Here is a 17,176-nt window from a genome sequence, read left to right as displayed (position 1 = left end):
CTTCTCCTCATTCCCAGCCCTTCTCCCGCAAGGGGAGAAGGGGGCACAGGCCGCAGCCTACTAGCTGGCGGCGGCAGAAGAGGGGAGCTTGGTGATACGTGTCTTGGATGAAGACCGCTAGGGCACTAGGCTGGCACGGGTTTATTCCCTCTCCCCTTGGGAGAGGGCCAGGGTGAGGGGAGCTGGCTGGTCATGTAGCAACCAAGCGGCATCCCCCCCTGAATCTCAGTTATTGAAATTCCACGCAATCGGCAGCTCGACGTCGAAGACAAGCTCGTCCCCGTCGAGGCTAAAGGCCAGGCTGGTCTGGTGCTGGTCGTATTCGTTGATAATCAGGCAGCTCTCGGCGAAGTTGGACTCGTAGTTGAGTTGGGCGATACCCCCAGCTCCATCATCAGCGAGCTCGATGCTGAGCACCCGCAGCGGGTTCTCCTGACTGAGGTTGACCCGGGTATCTCCCACATCCACCAGCCGCTCCAGCAGGGGGAAGAAGTCTTGCTTGTGGGTCTCGATGGCCTGGCTGATGGCCTGCTTGAGTGCGCTTTGGGTAGCGAAGGGGCCGCCCAAGGGGTAGCGGGTCTGGATCCTTTCCTGAGTCATGGCGTGTCCTCCTGAATTGAGAGATGAGCATAGCGTGAGCCGCTTGAGGGCCCTTGAACCTAGACCCGAGATCGGCCTGTTTTATTTCACATTATCGTCTCTGCCTTATCCCATCAGGGAATTCCTCACCCCGATAGCTGAAACGATCTGTGAAATCACCATAAGGCAGTTGTTTATAAAGCGTCAGGCGGGGAGGCGGCCATTGCGCACCAGGGCCCGGCGGATGTTCTTGCACATCTTGCCGAAGCTGTAGAGCTCATCGAAGGTCGGCGGGATGCCGCGATCGATCTGGTATTGCCAGTAGCAAAGATCCGTATCCACCAGCTCCATCAGCTTCTTGGGGCAGCCGATGCAGGTGTTGTCGGGGCCACATTTGAAGGTGTCCGGCTGGTAGAGTGGGAACTCTGCCTTCACGGCGTCGATGATCTGCTGCATGGCGGTGATGCGGTCGGGTTTTCTGCTCATGGCTGGCCCCTGCTGCCGGTGGAAAGGAGCCATTATAACCCTGACAAACCGCAGGCCTATGACGCTTAGGGGGTAGTTTGGCCGAGGCTGGATAGCATCACGCCCGGCGAGCCGGGCGTGATGGGGTCCTGGGGCAAGGAGGGCATCCCTAGAAGTCGTGGTAGAGGGGCCAGCCAAGCAGGGGGTGTTTGAGACCGGCGCGCATCTCCATGTTGTCGAGCTTCTCCGGCGAGGCGTTCTCCTGCTGCAACTGCTGATACTGGCGCACGAAGTTCAGGGTGTGCAGCAGATTGGACACGAAGCCCGGGCTCAGCTCCTGGCGCAGGGCATCGGCCATGTCGGCGGGCAGCTCGGCCAGCAGCAGTGCCAGCTGGGCGGCGATATAATCCTGCTCCAGCCAGGCATCTTGCAGCACGATATCCCGCGCCAGCCGACGCTTGAGATCCTGCTTCACCTTGAGCGGGGCGGCGCCACTGCCCTTGCCGCACAGGATGCGATAGAGCAGGGCCTCCGCCAGCTTGTCTTCCATGGTGGGGTGATCGTTGTCATAGGCGAAGAAGTGGCCGTCCAGCAGCCCCATCAGCCGGGACTTGTTGTGCTCGGCCAGAGCCTTCTCGTACTCCTGCCAGCCTTGCCACTCCTCCACGTCCGGCGGGCTCGAGATCTTGTCCAAGAGCCGCGCATCCACGTCCCCGTAGAGGCTGTTGCCTGCCTGCTTGGGGCTGACGGTGATGAGCATGGACCAGCCCTTCTGGAACGGCTTGATGGGCCCTTCCGGTGCCTGCAGCAGGGCCAGCGCCTTGGCCGGATCCCGCCCGGAGAGCTCCTGCAGCCCCAGGCTCACCACGCCGATGACGTCATGGGCGGCTTGTTCGAGCAGGTGCATCTTGTACTTGTTGTAGTACTTGTCGGCGAATTTCAGGCTCATCAGCACCGCCTTGCCCTTGATGGCGGCGAGCTGCTGCTGACTCAAGCGTTCGTTGTCGCGCCCGAAGCGCAGCACCTGGCTGAGGAAGGGGCCTTCATTGGCTTCACGAATGACGAGTTGCATGGGTCTCTACCTCAATCCAGGAAGCTGAACATGTCGTCGACGTCGCCGTACTCGTCTTCCTCGACCTTGTTCTTCTCCTTGGCCTGCATCACCAGTTCGGCGGCGAACTTGTTGATGATGCCATCCCAGGAGGAGGTTTCGCTGCGCAGCAGGGCCTTGATGGCTTTCTCCACCTCGGGGGCCTGCTCGCGAATGAGCATCAACAGGCTTCTCGGGTCATCCAGGGAGTAGTCGTGGGTGCCCTCGGCCTGCTGGCGCTCGCTGTAGCGCAGGGATTCCTCGAGATCCTCCTCTTCGGCGTGCAGCACGTCCCCATAGCCTTCGTCATCCTCATAGCGATCGCCCCGGTAGAACTCGATGAAGGGGATGGCGAGGTAGAAGAGGCCGGCGGGATCCTCGGCGATGCACTCGAGGATCTCCCGCTGCTTGGCCTCGCTGTCCTGGGTGCGGATCAGGTAGTTGAGAAAATCGAAGGTGTGCTGCTGCAGCTCGTCGGCATTGTTCTTGATGGCCTCTTCCCAGTAGAGGGGCTGCTGGCAGACGATGTCGCGGATCCGCTCCGGGGTCATCAGCTCGGAGATGATGGACGGGAAGGAGATGTCGTGCTGGCCGTTGATCTGGGTCAGGGTAACGATATCAATATTTTCAATGACTTCGGCCAACTGCTCGTCAGACATGGTCTTGGCGATCAGTTCGAACTTCTCGCTGGCCTGTTTTGGCTCGATCACCGCCAGTTCCTTGATCTCGATGGCGGTAATTTCTATCAGACTGTTGCTCATGCTCTGCCTCAAGTTAGAAACGTACTTCGTCGTACATGTCTTGATCGTCTTCCTCGCCATCGCCGCCATGATAATCGGCGTCGGCATCTTCCCCGTCCTCGTCATCTTCGTCCCGCAGTTCATAGTCGTCATCGGCATGACGGCCACCGCGGGGCTGCGGGTTGTCCAGCAGATAGAGCACGGCACAGGCCTCGATGAGCTGATCCTCGCTCTGGGCACGCACGGCCTTGACCAGGGGGAGGTCTGCGTTGTTGAACGCCACCGACACCTTGAACGCATCCCAGTCGGGCTGGACGCCGCTCGCGAGCCACTTGGCCCACTCCAGCTTGGCCTTGGGGGGGAACTGCACCCGGCCATAGAGGGCCAGCGGCAGGTATTCGGGCATGAACTCCAGCATGCTGATATCCGCCAGCAACAGGGCCTTCATCTTGCCGGTGAACTGTTCCAGCGCCTTGGGCTGATCCTGATCCCGGTAGGATTCGATGTTTTCGCCGGCATCGCTTTGCAGCGCCTTGAGCCGCGCCTGGTCCCATTTTTTTTGCATATCAGCCTCAGGGGTAAAATTGGTCCCACATCTCCTGCATGGCAGCAGCGGGATCGGTCACGATGACGTTGTTGAAATCTTTGATGAAAGCGGCGCGGGCCTTGGGGTCTGAAAGCACTTCGTAGGCCTTCTTCACCTGATGCAGCCGGATGGCGGCCTGCTCTTTCTCTTCTTCACTCGCCCCAATCAGCTTGTCGGGGTGGAACTGGTTCGAGAGCCGTCGATAGGCTTTCTTGATGTCGTTTTCGCTGGCGTTGGACTTGACGCCCAGCACCCGAAAGTAGTTGTTCATGGCAGATCCTGCATCACTGGCATCATCAGAGTCACAAGGCTGGCGCCGGAGGGGCTTGGGGAACCAGGCGTGGTAAAAACTCGCCATTTTAACGGAAAGCCGACACTACTGCCACGAGCGTGCGGCGCTCTTGCGCAAAAAGTGATGGGGGAATGGGACTCGGTGGCGGGGCTACAATGGCAGAAGGGATGGCGGCCGGAACTCTTTGTCCGCCCCGTTGCCCAACTGCGGTACCGGGTGCCTGGCTGGCGCTTGGTTTGAGTCTCATTATTCAGGGCCCGGCCTGTCGGGTCAGCATAAGGAATCATCGCCATGTTCAAACCTTGTCTTCTCGCCCTCGCGCTCTGCAGCAGCGTTGCCTTTGCCACCGATGCCTTGCCCTCCACTCCCTTGATGGGCGATATCACCAAGGCCCAGTTCATGGAGCGGGCCGAGCAGCGCTTCGCCCAGCAGGACAAGAACGGGGATGGCGTGATCTCCGTCGCCGAGAAGGAGGCCGCCCTGGCCAAGATAGAGGGGGTGATGAAGCAGGCGGGCAAGCCGGTGCCGGACCGGATGGCGCAGCTCAAACCGAGACGGGACACCAGCAAGGCGCAGTTCATGGCCCGTCAGGAGAAGCTGTTCGCGCGTCTGGACAAGAACGGGGACGGGGTGATTGGGGAGTCCGAGCGGGCCGAGATCAAGGCCAATCTGGAGAAGCGGGTCATGGATGCCGCGCAATAGCGGATCCGCCGCGAAGAGCCCGCCATCCGGTGAGCGTTTGCCGTCAGATAAAAGAGCCCGGTCCTGCGACCGGGCTTTCTCATTGCAGGATCAGGCGGGGAGCGACCAGCTGGCCCACCAGAGCCGCAGCTTGAGCCCCCAGCGGCTGCTCCAGCCCGTGGTGCTGCTCACCAGCTCCCCGTCCCGAACGATGAGGAAGGTCGGGGTGACCCCGACCTGCCACCGGGCGGCGAGATTGCCCTGCTCATCGTTATGGGTGGGAAAGCCGAGTCCCTTCTTGCCCATGCCCTGTTGCAACTGGCCGTCGTTGCCGGAGCGCAGCGCCACCGTCAGCACGTTGCCGCCCTCCTGCCATAGCTGCTCCACCACCGGGGTGGTGAAGCGGCACACCCCGCACCAGCTGGCCCAGTAGTAGACCAGCAGGGGCTGGCCCTGGCTCAGGGTGGCGAGATCGGTGCGGGTACCATCCTGCAGGGTGATAGGGGCTTGCATGGCCCCGTCCGGCAGGCTGGGGCTGCGCCACAGATCCAGCAGGGTAGAGACGATCAACGCCATCAGCAACAGCCAGAGCGCCTCTTTGCCCCAACGTCGCCAGCGTGGCGGTTTGGGGCGCACGTTGTCGACCATGGCTTAGCTCCGCTTGGCCAGTTCGGCTTTGACCAGCTGCTCGAGCTGTTCATAGGGCAGGGCGCCCGGTACCAGCTGATTGCCGATCAGGGTCGCCGGGGTGCCCTGCACCCCCAGGAGTGTGCTGATGCGCAGTCTGTGTGGTCGCAGTTCCATCGATGGCCTCCTCATGTCCGCTTGGCCAGTTCGGCCTTGACCAGCTGCTCGAGCTGGTCATAGGGCAGGGCGCCCGGAACCAGCTGATTGCCGATCAGGGTCGCCGGCGTGCCCTGCACCCCCAGGAGTGTGCCGATGCGCAGGCTGCTGCGCAGCTCCTCGCTGGCCTTGGCATCAGGCTTGAGCGCCACGTTGCCGGTGGCTGCCAGCGCCTTGTTGATGTCCGCCTCCGTCAGCATGCCCTGCTTGCTCATCAGTTTGTCGTGCAGGGGGAGGAAGCGGGCCGGATCCTGCTGCCACAGGGTCAGGCTGTACTGGGCCGCCTTGGCGGAGGTCTGCCCCTTGAACGGCAGCAGCTTGATCACCAGCCCCAGATCGTTCGGGTAGGCCTTGAGCAGCTTGGTCACCTCGGGGTCAAACTGCTTGCAGTAGGGGCAGTTGTAATCGGTGAACAGTACCAGGGTCAGCTTGGGGTTCTTGGCTCCCAGGCGCGGGCTGGTGGCGCTGTTGAACAGCACGTCCTGATTGCCCTTGATGAAGTCACCGAGCTGGGCCTCCTGGGCCGCGGCATTCTGCTTCTCCCAGGATTCGGCCGCCTCGTCGAGGATCTTGGGGTTCTGTACCAGGGTCTCGCGGATGAGTTCCTTGATGCGCGCCTCCTGCTCCGGGGTGAAGGGGGCGGCGTGCAGGGCCGGGGCCAGCATGCTGGCGGAGAGGGCGGCGATCAGGGTCAGGGTGTTCAGCTTCATGGGATTCTCCTCAGAAATGGGTGGCGGGCTTGATGAGGCCGGCCTTGTTCAAGACGTCGAGCAGGTCGCCCTTGTCCAGCAGGGGAGAGAGGGTCTCTCCCTCCGGCAGGCCGGGGCCGTAGATCTGGTTGAAGGGCACGGCGGCCGCCCCCCGCTTGCGCAAGAAGGCGGAAATGGTGTCGCTCGGCCTGCTCCAGTCTCCGCGCAGGGCCACCACATCCGGGGCCGAGAGGGCGGTCTGCACCTCATCGCGCAGCAAGACGTTGTATTTGTTGGCCTTGCAGGTCACGCACCAGTCGGCGGTGACATCCACGAAGACCCGCTTGTTCTGGGCCAATGCCTGAGTGATAGCCTGTTCAGACAGAGGCTGCCAGGCGACCCGATCGGCGGTTGCGCCACCCTGGGCGCTGAAGGCGCCGCCCAGCAGCAGGGCACCCCCCACCAGGGCCGAGAGGGAGAGGGCCAGCGTGAAGCCGCGGATACCATGACGCCAGATGATGCCCGCCAGCAGCACCAGCAACAGGCCCACCATCAGCCAGCCCGTGGTGAGGGTGCCGAGGTGGTTGGCGAGCAGGCTCAGCAACCAGAGGCTGGAGCCCAGCATCATCAGGCCGAGCAGGATACGCAGCTGGCCCATCCAGCGGCCAGGCTTTGGCAGCCAGAGTGCGAGGCGCGGCAGGGCCGCCACCAGCAGCCAGGGCAGGCTCATGCCAAGCCCGAGGGCGGTGAAGATGAGCCAGAGTTCCCCGAGCGGCGCCGCCAGCGCGAAGGCGACCGCGGTGCCGAGGAAGGGGGCCGAGCAGGGGGTGGCCAGCAGGGTGGCAAAGCCCCCTTGCAGGAAGTGGCCGCCGAGGCCGTTGCCGCCGCTGGTGGCGAGCCGGGTGCTGAGGGCGCTCGGCAGACGGATCTCGAACAAGCCCAGCAGATTGGCGCAGAACAGCGCCGTCACCAGCACCATGAAGCCGATGAAACCGGCGCTCTGGAACTGGATGCCCCAGCCGACCGCCCCCTGGGTCGCGCGCAGCAGGCTGCTCATGGCGGCCAGCAACCAGAAGGAGGCCAGGATGCCGGCGCTGGCGGCGAAGAACTGCTTGCGTATCGTCCCCTGTTGTTGCGTTTGCTGTTGCAGCACAGAGCCGAGCTTGAGCGCCAGCACCGGCAGCACGCAGGGCATCAGGTTGAGGATGAGACCGCCGAGCAGGGCGATGCCGAGCAGCCAGGGCAGGGAGCTGCCTGGCGCCGGCAGGGAGAGGGCCTCGCCGATGGCGGCCTTTGTCTGCCAGGCCTGTTCCCCGTCGGTGAGCAACAGGCCGAGGGATTGGCCGCGCAAGTCGGGGGCGTCTCCCTGCCAGCCGTCGCTGACCGGCACCCGGGCCGTCAGGGTATTGCCCTGCACGGCCAGCTCGGGTTTGCCGAACTCGGCACCTTCCAGGGCATCGATGAAGAGGGCAGGGGATTGCCAGCCATCAGCCCGCTCCGCCAGGAGCTGCAGCTGATTGTGCCCATAGCCGACCTTCACCTGGGTGTCAGCGGGCAGGGGTTGGGGCAGGGCGCTCATGACCTTGGCCCAGGCGAAGTCGAAACCGGCGGGCGCCGTGCCGTCCGCATCGAGCGTGAAGGGGTAATCGGTCAGGATGCAGACGTTGCTGCAGGTGGAGAGGCGCAGGGTGCCCTTGAGGGGCTGATCCGCATCGGCCCTCAGGCTGAGGGGGAAGCTGACGCTCTGCTGGTAGCCCTGGGTGCTGAGCCCGGCCACCTCGAAGTGACGGGGGGTGGGCCAGTGCCACTGAAAGTCGCTGACCGGCTGGTCCCACAGGATCTGAGGGGCGATCCCCCCCTCACCCGGGCTGTGCCAGTAGGTTTTCCAGCCCGCTTCCAGCGCCACATCGAGCAGGATCCGGGTCTGGGCAGGGTCGCTGCGATCGGCTTGCAGCCTGATCTTGGCGTGATCGTTCTGGGGGCTGGTGAGCCAGCCCGTGTCGCTGGCCAATCCCGTGGATTGCCACAGCAGACAGCCCAGTAACAGGGTTGTCTTGAGGAGTTTTGACATCTTGTTCTCTCGCAAAAAATGAATGACGGCTAATGGCTAGCAGTCGAACTCATTCCCGCCAGACGCAGAGACGAAGGTGCAGACGCCGCTCGGGCGGTGAGATGACTCTCGGGGGAGGCAAGGGGGGAACATATCGCCAGAGCGGGGCCAGGAGGGCGATCACCAGGGCGATGGCGAAGAAGAGCTGCTCGACACAGAGCAGGGTAGCGGCACTCAGCCACTTGCCGTTGAGCTGGCAGCTGTTTGGCTGCGGGTTGGTGGCGCCATCCTGATCCTCGGCATCGGCGAGCGAGGGCAGGGTCTGGCAGCTGAGGGCGTGATCGAGCAGGGCCAGCCGGGCCAGCGGCTGGGCAGCGCAGTTGAGCACCAGCAGGCAGACCAGCAGCAGGAGTCGTTTCGCCACACGTTGTTGGTGAATCATGCTTGCCCCGTTCATCAAGATGGGCACATCCTAACGGCCAATGACGGGAGGAGCAAGCCGAGGCCGGTCTGTACCCGCCCGGGGTGGTCAGTTCTGTTTGGCGAACGCTTGTTCGCTAAAAGGGGGACCAGTATACTGCGCCGAGTTAAATTCCGAGGTGTTCGATGCTCAAAATTGCCCGCGTGCTGCTGCTTGCCCTGCTGCTCGTCTTCTGGTTCGTATTCGGTCTGTTGCTCTGTCTGGTGCGCCCGCGCCATCCCAACAACGTCTATGTCTTTGCCCGCATGTATCATGCGGTCTGCCCCCTCATCGGGCTCAAGGTCAGGGTCACCATTCCCGACGAGATCAAGTCGGTCGGCCCGGCTGTCTATGTGTGCAACCACCAGAGCAACTTCGACATCTTCACCGTGACCGGCGCCGTGGTGCCCGGCGTGGTGGCGGTGGGCAAGAAGAGCCTGCTGTGGCTGCCCTTCTTCGGCCTCATCTTCTGGCTTTCCGGCAACGTGCTGATCGACAGATCCAACCGCTCCCGCGCCATCGGCACCATCGGCCAGGTGGTGGATCGTATCAAGGGTCGCGGCACCTCCATCTGGATGTTCCCGGAAGGGACCCGCTCCCAGGGCCGTGGCCTGCTGCCGTTCAAGGCCGGCGCCTTCCACACCGCCGTGCAGGCCGAGGTGCCCGTGGTGCCCATCGTCTGTTCCAGCTACTTCGGTCAGGTTGACCTGAACCGCTGGGACAACGGCGAGGTGCTGCTGGAGATGCTGCCCCCCGTGTGCAGCAAGGAGCACGGCGCCGCCGGCATTCGCGAGCTGTCCGACACCTGCCGGGCCCGGATGGAGGCCAAGCTGGCGGAGCTGGACGCCAAGCTCGGTCATCACAAGGCCGCCTGAGCCTGAGAAGAGAAAAAGGGAGCCGCCGGCTCCCTTTTTTATTGGTGAAAATCACCACTTCATTGGTTTTTTTCACCACGCCTGGCCCGTTTAATTTCCACTATCAATCCCCATCTATTTGTAAAGAAAGGATAAATTTTCTTGGCACGGCTCTTGTAATGCTTTTGGGAGAGATAGCCATCCCATCCACAAGGAGCCAGACCATGAGCGTATTTAGCCGCCTGACCGACGTGATCAATGCCAACCTGCACAGCCTGCTCGACAAGAGTGAGGAGCCACAGAAGATGCTGCGGCTGATGATCGAGGAGATGGAGCAGGTCCAGGTCGAGATGAGAACCCAGGCCGCCCGCGTCATTGCCGAGCAGAAACAGCTGGAGCGCCACCAGCAGGCGCTGCGCAACCAGATCCAGGAGTGGTCCGCCAAGGCCGAGCTTGCCATCCCGAAGGGGCGGGAAGACCTGGCCCGCGCCGCCCTCACCGAGAAGCTGGCCGAGGTCAAGAAATGCGAACAGCTGGAGCAGGACAAGGCCCGGGTGGCCGAGGTGCTGGCCCAGTTGACCGCCGACAGCGAGCGCCTGGCGGCCAAGCTGACCGAGGCGCGGGAGAAGCAGAAGATGCTGACCCTGCGCGAGCAGACCGCCCACAGCCGGATCCGGGCCCGTGCCCAGGTGGACAACCAGCGCATGCATGAACTGATGGCCCGTTTCGACGGTTTCCAGGGCCGGGTGGATCAGCTGGAAGCTCAGCTGGAGGCGGCGACCCTGGGGCAGAATCCTTCCCTCGAGGCCCAGTTCCGCGAGCTGGAGCTCAATGACGAGATCGAACGCGAGCTGGCCCGTCTGAAGGGCCAAAAAGAGGAGGCCTGATCATGACCCCCTGGCCGAAAGATCTGGCCCACCGCAAGCTCACCGGCGTCTGCGCCGGCCTTGCCAACGGGCTCGGGATCTCCAGGGTGACGGTGCGGGTGGTCATGCTGCTCGCCCTGATCCTGATGCCACCCCTGGCCCTGGCGGCCTACCTGCTGGCGGTGCTCATCATGCCGCCGCGCCGTGAATTGAAACGCTGGCTGGATTGACCAAGGCAGGGTTTCTATCTGCCAATGAGATACCAAGGAGCAAAACATGCTGGAATTTATCGTCTTGATGCTGGTGCTGGTCACCATGGCGCTGACCGGATTTACCGTGCTGGCCATGTTGCTGGTGAGCGGGGTCTTCGCGCTGTTTGGCATCCTGGCCGGCATGCTTGCTCTGGTCATCAAGCTGGCGCCCTGGCTGCTGTTGGTGCTGGTGGTGTGCTGGCTGCTCAGCAACAGGCGCAAGCAATCCAATACCTATCGTTAGGCCTCCCTGGCACTTTACGGCCACCCTTGCGGTGGCCTTTTTTATGGCGCCCGGCTGACTGACTCGAGGGTGGGGAGGCTGGTCAGCCAGGCGCTGTACCACTCATCCCAAAGGGTTGGCTCTTGCACCAGCCGTTCCTTGAAGGCCTTGCTCTGCTGCTTGAGGCGATATTCGAGGCGCAGGGCCTGGCCTTTGTCCGAGACGGTCTGCTGCCACACCAGGGTCAGGGGCCCCTTGCCACGCAGGGCGCGCGCGCCCTTGCCGCTCTGATGCTGGCGCAGGCGCCGCTCCGGATCCGTGGTGATACCGGCGTAAAGCGCGCCACCCTGGGTGCGTACCAGGTAGATAAACCAGTTACCTGTGGGTTTATCGGTACAAACGTCTGTCGTCATGACTCTTTCCACTGCACCTGACTGCGCCTGAGCCGATGCAGGGGCAGCAGGCTCACCAGCAGGCCGGCCCAGACGAAGGCGAAGCCCACGGATTTCACCGGATCCGGGGTCTCCCCGAACCAGAAGATGGCGAGCAGGAAGGCGAGGCTCGGCTCTATGTATTGCAGTAACCCGACCGTGCTCATGCGGGTGCGGGCCACGGCGTAGCAGAAGAGCCCGACCGGTAGCAGGGTGGCGGGAGCGCTGCCCATCAACAGCAGGCGCTCGCGCCAGTCGCCGTCCATAAACAGACAGGTACCCTGGACGCCGAAATAGCCGATGATCAGCAGGGCGATGGGGAGCTGCACCAGGGATTCGAGATAGAGGCTGGCCCCGGCGTCATAGCGTACTTTCTTCTTGATGAGGCCGTAGAAGGCGAAGTTGGCCCCCATGATGAGGGAGAACCAGGGCAGCTCGCCGTAGGAGAACAGCATGTAGGCGAGACCGGCCAACGCCAGGGCCACCGCCAGGTGCTTTTGCGGGGTGAGTTTCTCTTTGAGGAAGAGGACGGCGAAGACGATGTTGAACAGCGGCGTCATGAAGAAGGCGAGGCTGGTGGCCAGCACCTGGCCGGTGGTCAGGCACCAGGTGAACATGCACCAGCTGATGGACATGACGGGGCCCGCCAGCAGGATGAGGCCGAGCTGGCGCGGCTCGCCGCGCAGGCGTGCCCAGGGCACCCGTACGCCGAGCAGCAGGAACAGACTGCCGAGCAGGACGACCGACCAGAGCACCCGGTGAGAGAGCAGCTCCCACATGTTGACCTCGGGCATGAACTGGTAATAGAGCGGCAGCATGCCCCAGAGCACGAAAGAGAGGGCCGCACTGCCGGGGCCCAGCCAGTTCTTCATCGCTTTCCGTTTATTAAATTAAACAATTGTGGCCGCATGATAGGTATCCGCCACGGCTTTCACAAGCGGGATCGGCAGGAAAACTCTGCTACCATGCCCCCATGAATCGACTCGACGTCCTGTTTGAACAGATCCGGGCCTGCCGCCTGTGTGAGGCTCACCTGCCGCTCGGCCCCAGACCGGTGATCCGGGGGGCCGCCTCTGCCCGCCTGCTGATCATCGGTCAGGCACCGGGCACCCGGGTCCATGCCAGCGGCATCCCCTGGGACGATCCCTCCGGGGATCGGCTGCGTCACTGGCTCGGGGTGGATAAAACGACCTTCTACGACGAATCCCGCATCGCCATCATGCCCATGGGGCTCTGCTACCCGGGCCGAGGCAAGTCCGGGGATCTGCCCCCCCGCCCCGAGTGCGCGCCGACCTGGCACGACAAGGTGCTGATGCTGTTGCCCAATGTCGAGCTGACCCTGCTCATCGGCCAGTACGCCCAGCATCATTATCTGGGCAAGGCAGCACAACACACCCTCACCGAGACGGTCAGACACTGGGTCGACTATGGCCCCGCCTGGCTGCCGCTGCCCCACCCCTCGCCGCGCAACACCCTCTGGCTCAAGAAGAATCCCTGGTTCGAGCAGGAGGTGATCCCGCACCTTAAACAGAGGGTCACCCCACTGCTGGGGTGATCCTATCGTCTTGGACTCAGGTCGCGGGCTCGGCCAGCGGCTTGGGTTTGCTGCGGGCCATGGCGACCAGGGGCAGTATGATGCACAGGCACCCCAGCAGCAGCGGCAGGCCGGGTTGCTCGTCGAACAGCCAGACCCCGATGGCCACCGCCATCAAGAGCCCCGTGTACTCCGCCGAGGCGATCTTGCTCGCCTCCGCCTTGCGATAGGCCATCACGCAGAGCCCGGCATAGACCATGATCAGTGCCGACGAACCGAAGGCGGGCCACCACATCTGCCACTGCCAGTCGCCCCCCTCCCACCAGGCCAGCGCCAGTATGATGGGCATGCTCAGCACGTTGGTGAAAAACAGGGTCTGGGCGATGGGTTGCTTGAGGGGGATGCGCTTGATCAGCAGGTTGTTGACCGCCAATGACAATGCCACGCCGAGGGCGGCCAGGGCCGCCCAGTTCACCTCGGTCGGTCGCAGCACGATCAATACCCCGACAAAACCCAGCAGTGCCGTCAGCACCTTCTGGCGCGACAGCGCCTCTCCCGCCAGCCAGACCGCGAGCGGCACCATCAAGAGCGGCGCCGCGTAGAAGAGGGCGTTGGCGGTGGCCAGCGGCAGCCGGGTGAGGGCGACCACCATCAAACAGACCCCGGCCGCCCAGATGTGGGCTCGCAGCAGGTGCCACTTGATGGCGACCGGCGGGTGTGCGCGCCAGGACCACAGCAGCCAGGGCATCAGCAACAGGGCGGCGGAGAGCTGGCGGAAGAAGACGAACTGGAACACCGGCTGATCCGGATCCAGCACCTTGACCAGGGCGTCGGAGAAGACCGCCACCATGTTGCCCAGCACCAGATAGAGGATGCCTATCCCGACTGCATTCATACTGCCTCCCGTTTCAGAAGCGGTAAGAGTAGTCTGGGGCTTGTTATCCAGTAAAATGATAAAAAATGACCATTCATGAGAATTTTAGATAATGAAGCTGCCTCCCCTGCGCGCCGTTCAATACTTCGAGGTGGTCGCCCGCCTGCTCAGCTTCTCCCGCGCGGCGCTGGAGCTCAACGTCAGCCAGAGTGCCGTCAGCCATCAGGTTCGTCTGCTTGAGGATTTTCTCGGGGAGCGGCTGCTGCTGCGCCAGGGGCGGCTGCTCTCCCTGACGGCGCAGGGGGAGGTCTACTTCGAGGGGATCTCGGCGGGGCTCGGCCAGATTGCCCACAGCAGCGAGCAGCTGCGCGGTGGCGGCGAGATGCGGGTCAGGCTCGCGGTCTACAGCTCGTTCGCGGTCAAGTGGCTGATCCCGCGTCTGGCGGGGCTGCGCCAGCTCTACCCCGAGCTGGACTTGAGCCTGGAGATGGTGGCGGAAGATCCCGAGCTCTCCGATCGGGTGGCGGACGGCTTCATCACCGTGTCCCCCGAGGGGCCTGGCTACATGCACGATCTGCTCTACCGGGAGCGGCTGATGCCGGTGTGCAGCCGGCGCCTGTGGCAGCAGGTGGAGGGGGAGTGGCCCGAGGCCCTGTGGCAGTTGCCACTGCTCTCCATCCAGGCGATCTACCGGGAAAAAGGGGAGGATTGGCGGCGCTGGGCCGAGGTGGGCGGACTGACGATTGCCCCGACCGCGCGGATGCACCATTTCAGCCATATCCTGCTGGCGCTGGAGGCGGCCAACTGGGATCAGGGGGTGGCGCTCATCAACGACTACATGTTGCAACCGGAGGATCCCGGCCTGGTGCGGCTGCCGCTCCATGCTCTGGAGACCGGGGATCACTTCTATTTCGTCTGCAAGCGCTCACGGGCCCATGAACCCGCCATCAGCCGGTTGCGACAGTGGCTCTGGCAGGAGGCACAGGCGAGCCTGCGCCCCGGTGAAAACGAACCCCTCAAGCGGACGTGAGGCGCTCGGACTCTGCATTCAGGCTTTCTTGAACTGGCTCAGCACGAACAGGCTGGTGGCGCAGACCACCACCGAGGGGCCCGCCGGAGTATCCTGATACCAGGAGAGGCTGAGCCCCCCCAGCACGGAGAGGCAACCGATCAGGGCCGCGAGGCCCGCCATCTGTTCCGGGGTCTGGCTGAAGCGCCGTGCGGTGGCGGCGGGGATGATCAGCAGGGAGGTGATGATGAGGGCCCCGACAAACTTCATGGCCACCGCGATCACCAGGCCGATCAGCAGCATCAGCACGCAGCGCAGCACATCCACTCGTACCCCCTCCACCCGCGCCAGCTCCTCGGAGATGGTCATGGAGAGCAGGGGATCCCACAGCCGCCACAGGGTGAGCAGCACCAGGGCGCCGCCGCCGTAGATCCAGAGCAGATCCATGGGTTGTACCGAGAGCAGATCGCCGAACAGGTAGGCCATCAGGTCCACCCGCACGTTGTCCATGAAACTCAAGGTCACCAGGCCCAGCGACAGGGCGCTGTGGGCCAGGATGCCGAGCAGGGTATCGGTGGCCACCTGCTGGTTGCGGCTCATGACGACCAGCAGCATGGCCATGGCGAGGCAGCAGACCACCACCGCCAGGGTCAAATCCACCTGCAGCAGGATGCCGAGCGCGATGCCAAACAGGCAGGCGTGGGAGAGGGTGTCGCCAAAATAGGCCATCTTGCGCCACACCACGAAGCTGCCGAGGGGGCCGGCCAGCAGGGCGATGCCGAGGCCGGCCGCGAGGGCGTATAACAGAAAGCTGTCCACTGGAATGTCCTATTGCTTGGCTATTTGTTGCGAGAAGGCAGGCGGATGATCGGGGCCTGCGGTTCGTGATGGTGGTGTTCACCGTCGCAGTGATGATGGTGGGTATAGACCGCCAGCACCTCCTGTTCCGGGCGCCCGAACAGGCGGGCGAATTCCGGGTGACGAGCCACGCTTTCCGGTTCGCCATGGCAGCAGACGTGGCGATTGAGGCAGATCACCTCGTGGGTGCTGGCCATCACCAGGTGCAGGTCGTGGGAGACCATCAGCACGGCGCAGTGGAGCTCGGCGGCGAGCTGGCCGATAAGGGCGTAGAGCTCGATCTGGCCGTTGATGTCCACTCCCTGCACCGGTTCGTCCAGCACCAGCAGCTCGGGCTTGACCAGCAGGGCACGGGCCAGCAGCACCCGCTGCATCTCGCCACCGGAGAGTTTCTGCATCCGGTTGTCCAGCAGATCCTGGGCGCCGACCCGGTTCAGTGCCTCTTCGATGGAGAGGCGGCCATTCTTGCCAAGCTGAAGGAAGCGGCGCACCGTCAGCGGCAGGGTGGGATCCAGATAGAGGCGCTGGGGGACATAGCCGACGCGCAAGTCCCGGCGGCGCCGGATCTCGCCGGAGTCCGGATTGAGCAGGCCCAATACCAGTTTGCTCAGGGTGCTCTTGCCCGCCCCGTTGGGGCCGACCAGCGTGGTGATTTTGCCTTTGTTCAGGGTAAAGGAGACCTTGTCGAGCACGGAACGTCCGTCAAACGAGAGACAGACATCTTTTAGCTCCACCAGTTGGGTCATGACAGCTCCGGGGTTTACAGCCTGTGAGAGTTATAATATAACAATAGCGTTGGCTGTTATATTATCACACACATACTTCCTGACGAGACCCCTATGCGCATTCTTGCCCTGATCACTGCCTTGCTGGCGGTGAGTCTGCCCGCCCGTGCCCTCGAGGTGCTGACCACCATCAAACCCATCGGCTTCATCGCCGCCGCCATCACCGACGGTGTGAGCGAGCCCAAAGTGCTGCTGCCGACCGGCGCTTCTCCCCACGACTTTGCTCTGCGTCCCTCCGATATTCGCAGCATCAATGACGCCGACCTGGTGGTTTGGGTTGGCCCCGAGCTGGAGGGTTTCATGGCCAAGCCACTAGCTCAGCATCCCCATGTGCTGACCCTGACCAAGGTGCCGGGCATGCCGCTGTTTGACTATCGTAAGCAGGCCGGACACGAGGAGCACGGTGACGAGGAACATGAGGGTCATGACCATGACGGTCATGAGGGACATCATCACGAGGGGGTGGATCCTCACATCTGGTTGGGACCGACCCAGGCTCTGGTGATCGCCAAGGCGCTGAGTGACACGCTGAGCACCCAGGATCCGGCCAATGCCGCTCGTTACGGTGCCAACCTGAAAGCCTTCACGGCCAAGGTCGATGCCAAGGACAAGGTGATTGCCGGACAGATGAAAGCGGTCAATCAGAAGGGCTACTTCGTGTTTCATGAAGCCTATGGCTACTGGGAGCGCCACTATGGCATGAGTTCCAAGGGTCACTTTACCGTGAGCCCTGAGCGCCGCCCCGGTGCCAGGACGCTGGTGGAGATCCGCAAGGCGCTGGAGGAGAAACAGGCGAGCTGCATCTATGCCGAGCCGCAATTCTCGCCCGCGGTGATCGAGTCGGTCGCCCGCAATACGGGGGCCAAGGTGCTGCTGCTGGATGAAGTGGGTGAACAAGTACCGCTAGGACCCGAGGGTTATCCGCAGTTTATGCAGCAACTGGCCGATGCCTTTGCCGAGTGCCGCTAACACCCCGGTGTGACCATCAGGGCTGACTATACTGACCTCCAGCGCAT

At 63.1% G+C, this 17,176-nt stretch carries 23 protein-coding genes and 1 pseudogene; 8 read left to right on the top strand and 16 right to left on the bottom strand.

What is annotated here, in order from left to right:
- Nucleotides 1–225: 225 nt before the first annotated feature.
- The 6 genes from ABNP46_RS18880 to atcJ all read right to left on the bottom strand — a co-directional run bounded on the left by ABNP46_RS18880 (nucleotide 226) and on the right by atcJ (nucleotide 3,731).
- Complete coding sequence (locus ABNP46_RS18880) at nucleotides 226–600, bottom strand: hypothetical protein (RefSeq protein WP_349919852.1); 375 nt, start codon at nucleotides 598–600, stop codon at nucleotides 226–228.
- A 183-nt stretch (nucleotides 601–783) separates the two neighbouring features.
- On the bottom strand, nucleotides 784–1,035 hold the full coding sequence (locus tag ABNP46_RS18875) for a hypothetical protein (RefSeq protein ID WP_349922576.1): 252 nt from the start codon (nucleotides 1,033–1,035) through the stop codon (nucleotides 784–786).
- 178 nt (nucleotides 1,036–1,213) lie between these two features.
- A complete protein-coding gene (gene atcC, locus ABNP46_RS18870; RefSeq protein WP_349919850.1) occupies nucleotides 1,214–2,116 on the bottom strand; it encodes a cold adaptation protein AtcC in 903 nt (300 codons plus the stop codon).
- A gap of 11 nt (nucleotides 2,117–2,127) precedes the next feature.
- Entirely contained in the window at nucleotides 2,128–2,895 is a 768-nt protein-coding gene (gene atcB / locus ABNP46_RS18865) for a cold adaptation protein AtcB (protein ID WP_349919848.1), read from the bottom strand.
- A gap of 13 nt (nucleotides 2,896–2,908) precedes the next feature.
- A complete protein-coding gene (gene atcA, locus ABNP46_RS18860) occupies nucleotides 2,909–3,439 on the bottom strand; it encodes a cold adaptation protein AtcA (RefSeq protein WP_349919846.1) in 531 nt (176 codons plus the stop codon).
- A 7-nt stretch (nucleotides 3,440–3,446) separates the two neighbouring features.
- Nucleotides 3,447–3,731 carry a cold adaptation protein ActJcold adaptation protein ActJ gene (gene atcJ / locus ABNP46_RS18855; RefSeq protein ID WP_349919844.1) on the bottom strand — a complete coding sequence of 95 codons (285 nt, stop codon included), beginning with the start codon at nucleotides 3,729–3,731 and terminating at the stop codon, nucleotides 3,447–3,449.
- A gap of 312 nt (nucleotides 3,732–4,043) precedes the next feature.
- Between atcJ and ABNP46_RS18850 the strand changes: the two genes are divergently transcribed.
- A complete protein-coding gene (locus tag ABNP46_RS18850; protein WP_349919843.1) occupies nucleotides 4,044–4,454 on the top strand; it encodes an EF-hand domain-containing protein in 411 nt (136 codons plus the stop codon).
- A gap of 90 nt (nucleotides 4,455–4,544) precedes the next feature.
- Here ABNP46_RS18850 and ABNP46_RS18845 read toward each other — a convergent pair whose 3' ends face one another.
- The 5 genes and pseudogenes from ABNP46_RS18845 to ABNP46_RS18825 all read right to left on the bottom strand — a co-directional run bounded on the left by ABNP46_RS18845 (nucleotide 4,545) and on the right by ABNP46_RS18825 (nucleotide 8,457).
- Entirely contained in the window at nucleotides 4,545–5,081 is a 537-nt protein-coding gene (locus tag ABNP46_RS18845) for a protein disulfide oxidoreductase (protein WP_349919842.1), read from the bottom strand.
- Nucleotides 5,082–5,084: 3 nt separating this feature from the next.
- Nucleotides 5,085–5,237 (bottom strand): annotated as a pseudogene (locus ABNP46_RS18840) (DsbA family protein); the annotation flags it as partial.
- 11 nt (nucleotides 5,238–5,248) lie between these two features.
- Nucleotides 5,249–5,986 (bottom strand): DsbA family protein, encoded by a 738-nt coding sequence (locus ABNP46_RS18835; RefSeq protein ID WP_349919839.1) that lies wholly within the window; start codon nucleotides 5,984–5,986, stop codon nucleotides 5,249–5,251.
- A 10-nt stretch (nucleotides 5,987–5,996) separates the two neighbouring features.
- Nucleotides 5,997–8,036, bottom strand: a complete 2,040-nt coding sequence (locus ABNP46_RS18830) for a protein-disulfide reductase DsbD family protein (protein WP_349919838.1) — start codon at nucleotides 8,034–8,036, stop codon at nucleotides 5,997–5,999.
- A gap of 49 nt (nucleotides 8,037–8,085) precedes the next feature.
- Entirely contained in the window at nucleotides 8,086–8,457 is a 372-nt protein-coding gene (locus tag ABNP46_RS18825; RefSeq protein ID WP_349919837.1) for a hypothetical protein, read from the bottom strand.
- A 164-nt stretch (nucleotides 8,458–8,621) separates the two neighbouring features.
- On the opposite strand from ABNP46_RS18825, the gene ABNP46_RS18820 reads away from it, so the two are divergent.
- The 4 genes from ABNP46_RS18820 (at nucleotide 8,622) to pspG (ending at nucleotide 10,690) form a co-directional block, all read left to right on the top strand.
- A complete protein-coding gene (locus ABNP46_RS18820) occupies nucleotides 8,622–9,350 on the top strand; it encodes a 1-acylglycerol-3-phosphate O-acyltransferase (RefSeq protein ID WP_349919835.1) in 729 nt (242 codons plus the stop codon).
- 203 nt (nucleotides 9,351–9,553) lie between these two features.
- Nucleotides 9,554–10,216, top strand: a complete 663-nt coding sequence (gene pspA / locus ABNP46_RS18815; RefSeq protein WP_349919833.1) for a phage shock protein PspA — start codon at nucleotides 9,554–9,556, stop codon at nucleotides 10,214–10,216.
- A 2-nt stretch (nucleotides 10,217–10,218) separates the two neighbouring features.
- Complete coding sequence (locus tag ABNP46_RS18810) at nucleotides 10,219–10,425, top strand: PspC domain-containing protein (protein WP_349919831.1); 207 nt, start codon at nucleotides 10,219–10,221, stop codon at nucleotides 10,423–10,425.
- Nucleotides 10,426–10,471: 46 nt separating this feature from the next.
- Nucleotides 10,472–10,690: an envelope stress response protein PspG gene (gene pspG, locus ABNP46_RS18805; RefSeq protein WP_349919830.1), complete on the top strand. Its 219-nt coding sequence runs from the start codon at nucleotides 10,472–10,474 to the stop codon at nucleotides 10,688–10,690.
- A gap of 41 nt (nucleotides 10,691–10,731) precedes the next feature.
- Here the strand turns inward: pspG and ABNP46_RS18800 are convergent, their stop codons facing one another.
- Entirely contained in the window at nucleotides 10,732–11,082 is a 351-nt protein-coding gene (locus tag ABNP46_RS18800; RefSeq protein WP_349919829.1) for a GIY-YIG nuclease family protein, read from the bottom strand.
- Complete coding sequence (gene rarD / locus ABNP46_RS18795; RefSeq protein ID WP_349919828.1) at nucleotides 11,079–11,972, bottom strand: EamA family transporter RarD; 894 nt, start codon at nucleotides 11,970–11,972, stop codon at nucleotides 11,079–11,081. The genes ABNP46_RS18800 and rarD overlap by 4 nt, the downstream gene beginning before the upstream one ends.
- Nucleotides 11,973–12,073: 101 nt before the next feature.
- Here rarD and ABNP46_RS18790 point away from each other — a divergent pair, with 101 nt between their 5' ends.
- Nucleotides 12,074–12,655, top strand: coding sequence for a uracil-DNA glycosylase family protein (locus tag ABNP46_RS18790; RefSeq protein WP_349919827.1), 582 nt, complete (start codon nucleotides 12,074–12,076; stop codon nucleotides 12,653–12,655).
- 16 nt (nucleotides 12,656–12,671) lie between these two features.
- On the opposite strand, the gene ABNP46_RS18785 is transcribed toward ABNP46_RS18790, so the two are convergent.
- Nucleotides 12,672–13,529, bottom strand: a complete 858-nt coding sequence (locus tag ABNP46_RS18785; RefSeq protein WP_349919826.1) for a DMT family transporter — start codon at nucleotides 13,527–13,529, stop codon at nucleotides 12,672–12,674.
- Nucleotides 13,530–13,620: 91 nt separating this feature from the next.
- Between ABNP46_RS18785 and ABNP46_RS18780 the strand changes: the two genes are divergently transcribed.
- A complete protein-coding gene (locus ABNP46_RS18780) occupies nucleotides 13,621–14,538 on the top strand; it encodes a LysR substrate-binding domain-containing protein (RefSeq protein WP_349919825.1) in 918 nt (305 codons plus the stop codon).
- Nucleotides 14,539–14,556: 18 nt separating this feature from the next.
- Here the strand turns inward: ABNP46_RS18780 and znuB are convergent, their stop codons facing one another.
- Nucleotides 14,557–15,336 carry a zinc ABC transporter permease subunit ZnuB gene (gene znuB, locus ABNP46_RS18775; RefSeq protein ID WP_349919823.1) on the bottom strand — a complete coding sequence of 260 codons (780 nt, stop codon included), beginning with the start codon at nucleotides 15,334–15,336 and terminating at the stop codon, nucleotides 14,557–14,559.
- Nucleotides 15,337–15,356: 20 nt separating this feature from the next.
- Nucleotides 15,357–16,121 (bottom strand): zinc ABC transporter ATP-binding protein ZnuC, encoded by a 765-nt coding sequence (znuC, locus tag ABNP46_RS18770; protein ID WP_349919821.1) that lies wholly within the window; start codon nucleotides 16,119–16,121, stop codon nucleotides 15,357–15,359.
- Nucleotides 16,122–16,214: 93 nt separating this feature from the next.
- Between znuC and znuA the strand changes: the two genes are divergently transcribed.
- Nucleotides 16,215–17,129, top strand: coding sequence for a zinc ABC transporter substrate-binding protein ZnuA (znuA, locus tag ABNP46_RS18765; RefSeq protein ID WP_349919820.1), 915 nt, complete (start codon nucleotides 16,215–16,217; stop codon nucleotides 17,127–17,129).
- Nucleotides 17,130–17,176: the final 47 nt, after the last annotated feature.

Source organism: Aeromonas veronii, assembly GCF_040215105.1.
GTDB lineage: Bacteria > Pseudomonadota > Gammaproteobacteria > Enterobacterales > Aeromonadaceae > Aeromonas > Aeromonas veronii_G.
Note: the sequence above shows the minus strand (reverse complement) of the source record. Positions and strands in the feature narration are given on the sequence as shown.

What these genes read in the sequence shown, in the direction of transcription:
- ABNP46_RS18880 (WP_349919852.1), bottom strand. Translation starts at nt 600, where the DNA reads ATGACTCAGGAAAGGATCCAGACCCGCTACCCCTTGGGCGGCCCCTTC.
- ABNP46_RS18875 (WP_349922576.1), bottom strand. Translation starts at nt 1,035, where the DNA reads ATGCAGCAGATCATCGACGCCGTGAAGGCAGAGTTCCCACTCTACCAG.
- atcC (WP_349919850.1), bottom strand. Translation starts at nt 2,116, where the DNA reads ATGCAACTCGTCATTCGTGAAGCCAATGAAGGCCCCTTCCTCAGCCAG.
- atcB (WP_349919848.1), bottom strand. Translation starts at nt 2,895, where the DNA reads ATGAGCAACAGTCTGATAGAAATTACCGCCATCGAGATCAAGGAACTG.
- atcA (WP_349919846.1), bottom strand. Translation starts at nt 3,439, where the DNA reads ATGCAAAAAAAATGGGACCAGGCGCGGCTCAAGGCGCTGCAAAGCGAT.
- atcJ (WP_349919844.1), bottom strand. Translation starts at nt 3,731, where the DNA reads ATGAACAACTACTTTCGGGTGCTGGGCGTCAAGTCCAACGCCAGCGAA.
- ABNP46_RS18850 (WP_349919843.1), top strand. Translation starts at nt 4,044, where the DNA reads ATGTTCAAACCTTGTCTTCTCGCCCTCGCGCTCTGCAGCAGCGTTGCC.
- ABNP46_RS18845 (WP_349919842.1), bottom strand. Translation starts at nt 5,081, where the DNA reads ATGGTCGACAACGTGCGCCCCAAACCGCCACGCTGGCGACGTTGGGGC.
- ABNP46_RS18835 (WP_349919839.1), bottom strand. Translation starts at nt 5,986, where the DNA reads ATGAAGCTGAACACCCTGACCCTGATCGCCGCCCTCTCCGCCAGCATG.
- ABNP46_RS18830 (WP_349919838.1), bottom strand. Translation starts at nt 8,036, where the DNA reads ATGTCAAAACTCCTCAAGACAACCCTGTTACTGGGCTGTCTGCTGTGG.
- ABNP46_RS18825 (WP_349919837.1), bottom strand. Translation starts at nt 8,457, where the DNA reads ATGATTCACCAACAACGTGTGGCGAAACGACTCCTGCTGCTGGTCTGC.
- ABNP46_RS18820 (WP_349919835.1), top strand. Translation starts at nt 8,622, where the DNA reads ATGCTCAAAATTGCCCGCGTGCTGCTGCTTGCCCTGCTGCTCGTCTTC.
- pspA (WP_349919833.1), top strand. Translation starts at nt 9,554, where the DNA reads ATGAGCGTATTTAGCCGCCTGACCGACGTGATCAATGCCAACCTGCAC.
- ABNP46_RS18810 (WP_349919831.1), top strand. Translation starts at nt 10,219, where the DNA reads ATGACCCCCTGGCCGAAAGATCTGGCCCACCGCAAGCTCACCGGCGTC.
- pspG (WP_349919830.1), top strand. Translation starts at nt 10,472, where the DNA reads ATGCTGGAATTTATCGTCTTGATGCTGGTGCTGGTCACCATGGCGCTG.
- ABNP46_RS18800 (WP_349919829.1), bottom strand. Translation starts at nt 11,082, where the DNA reads ATGACGACAGACGTTTGTACCGATAAACCCACAGGTAACTGGTTTATC.
- rarD (WP_349919828.1), bottom strand. Translation starts at nt 11,972, where the DNA reads ATGAAGAACTGGCTGGGCCCCGGCAGTGCGGCCCTCTCTTTCGTGCTC.
- ABNP46_RS18790 (WP_349919827.1), top strand. Translation starts at nt 12,074, where the DNA reads ATGAATCGACTCGACGTCCTGTTTGAACAGATCCGGGCCTGCCGCCTG.
- ABNP46_RS18785 (WP_349919826.1), bottom strand. Translation starts at nt 13,529, where the DNA reads ATGAATGCAGTCGGGATAGGCATCCTCTATCTGGTGCTGGGCAACATG.
- ABNP46_RS18780 (WP_349919825.1), top strand. Translation starts at nt 13,621, where the DNA reads ATGAAGCTGCCTCCCCTGCGCGCCGTTCAATACTTCGAGGTGGTCGCC.
- znuC (WP_349919821.1), bottom strand. Translation starts at nt 16,121, where the DNA reads ATGACCCAACTGGTGGAGCTAAAAGATGTCTGTCTCTCGTTTGACGGA.
- znuA (WP_349919820.1), top strand. Translation starts at nt 16,215, where the DNA reads ATGCGCATTCTTGCCCTGATCACTGCCTTGCTGGCGGTGAGTCTGCCC.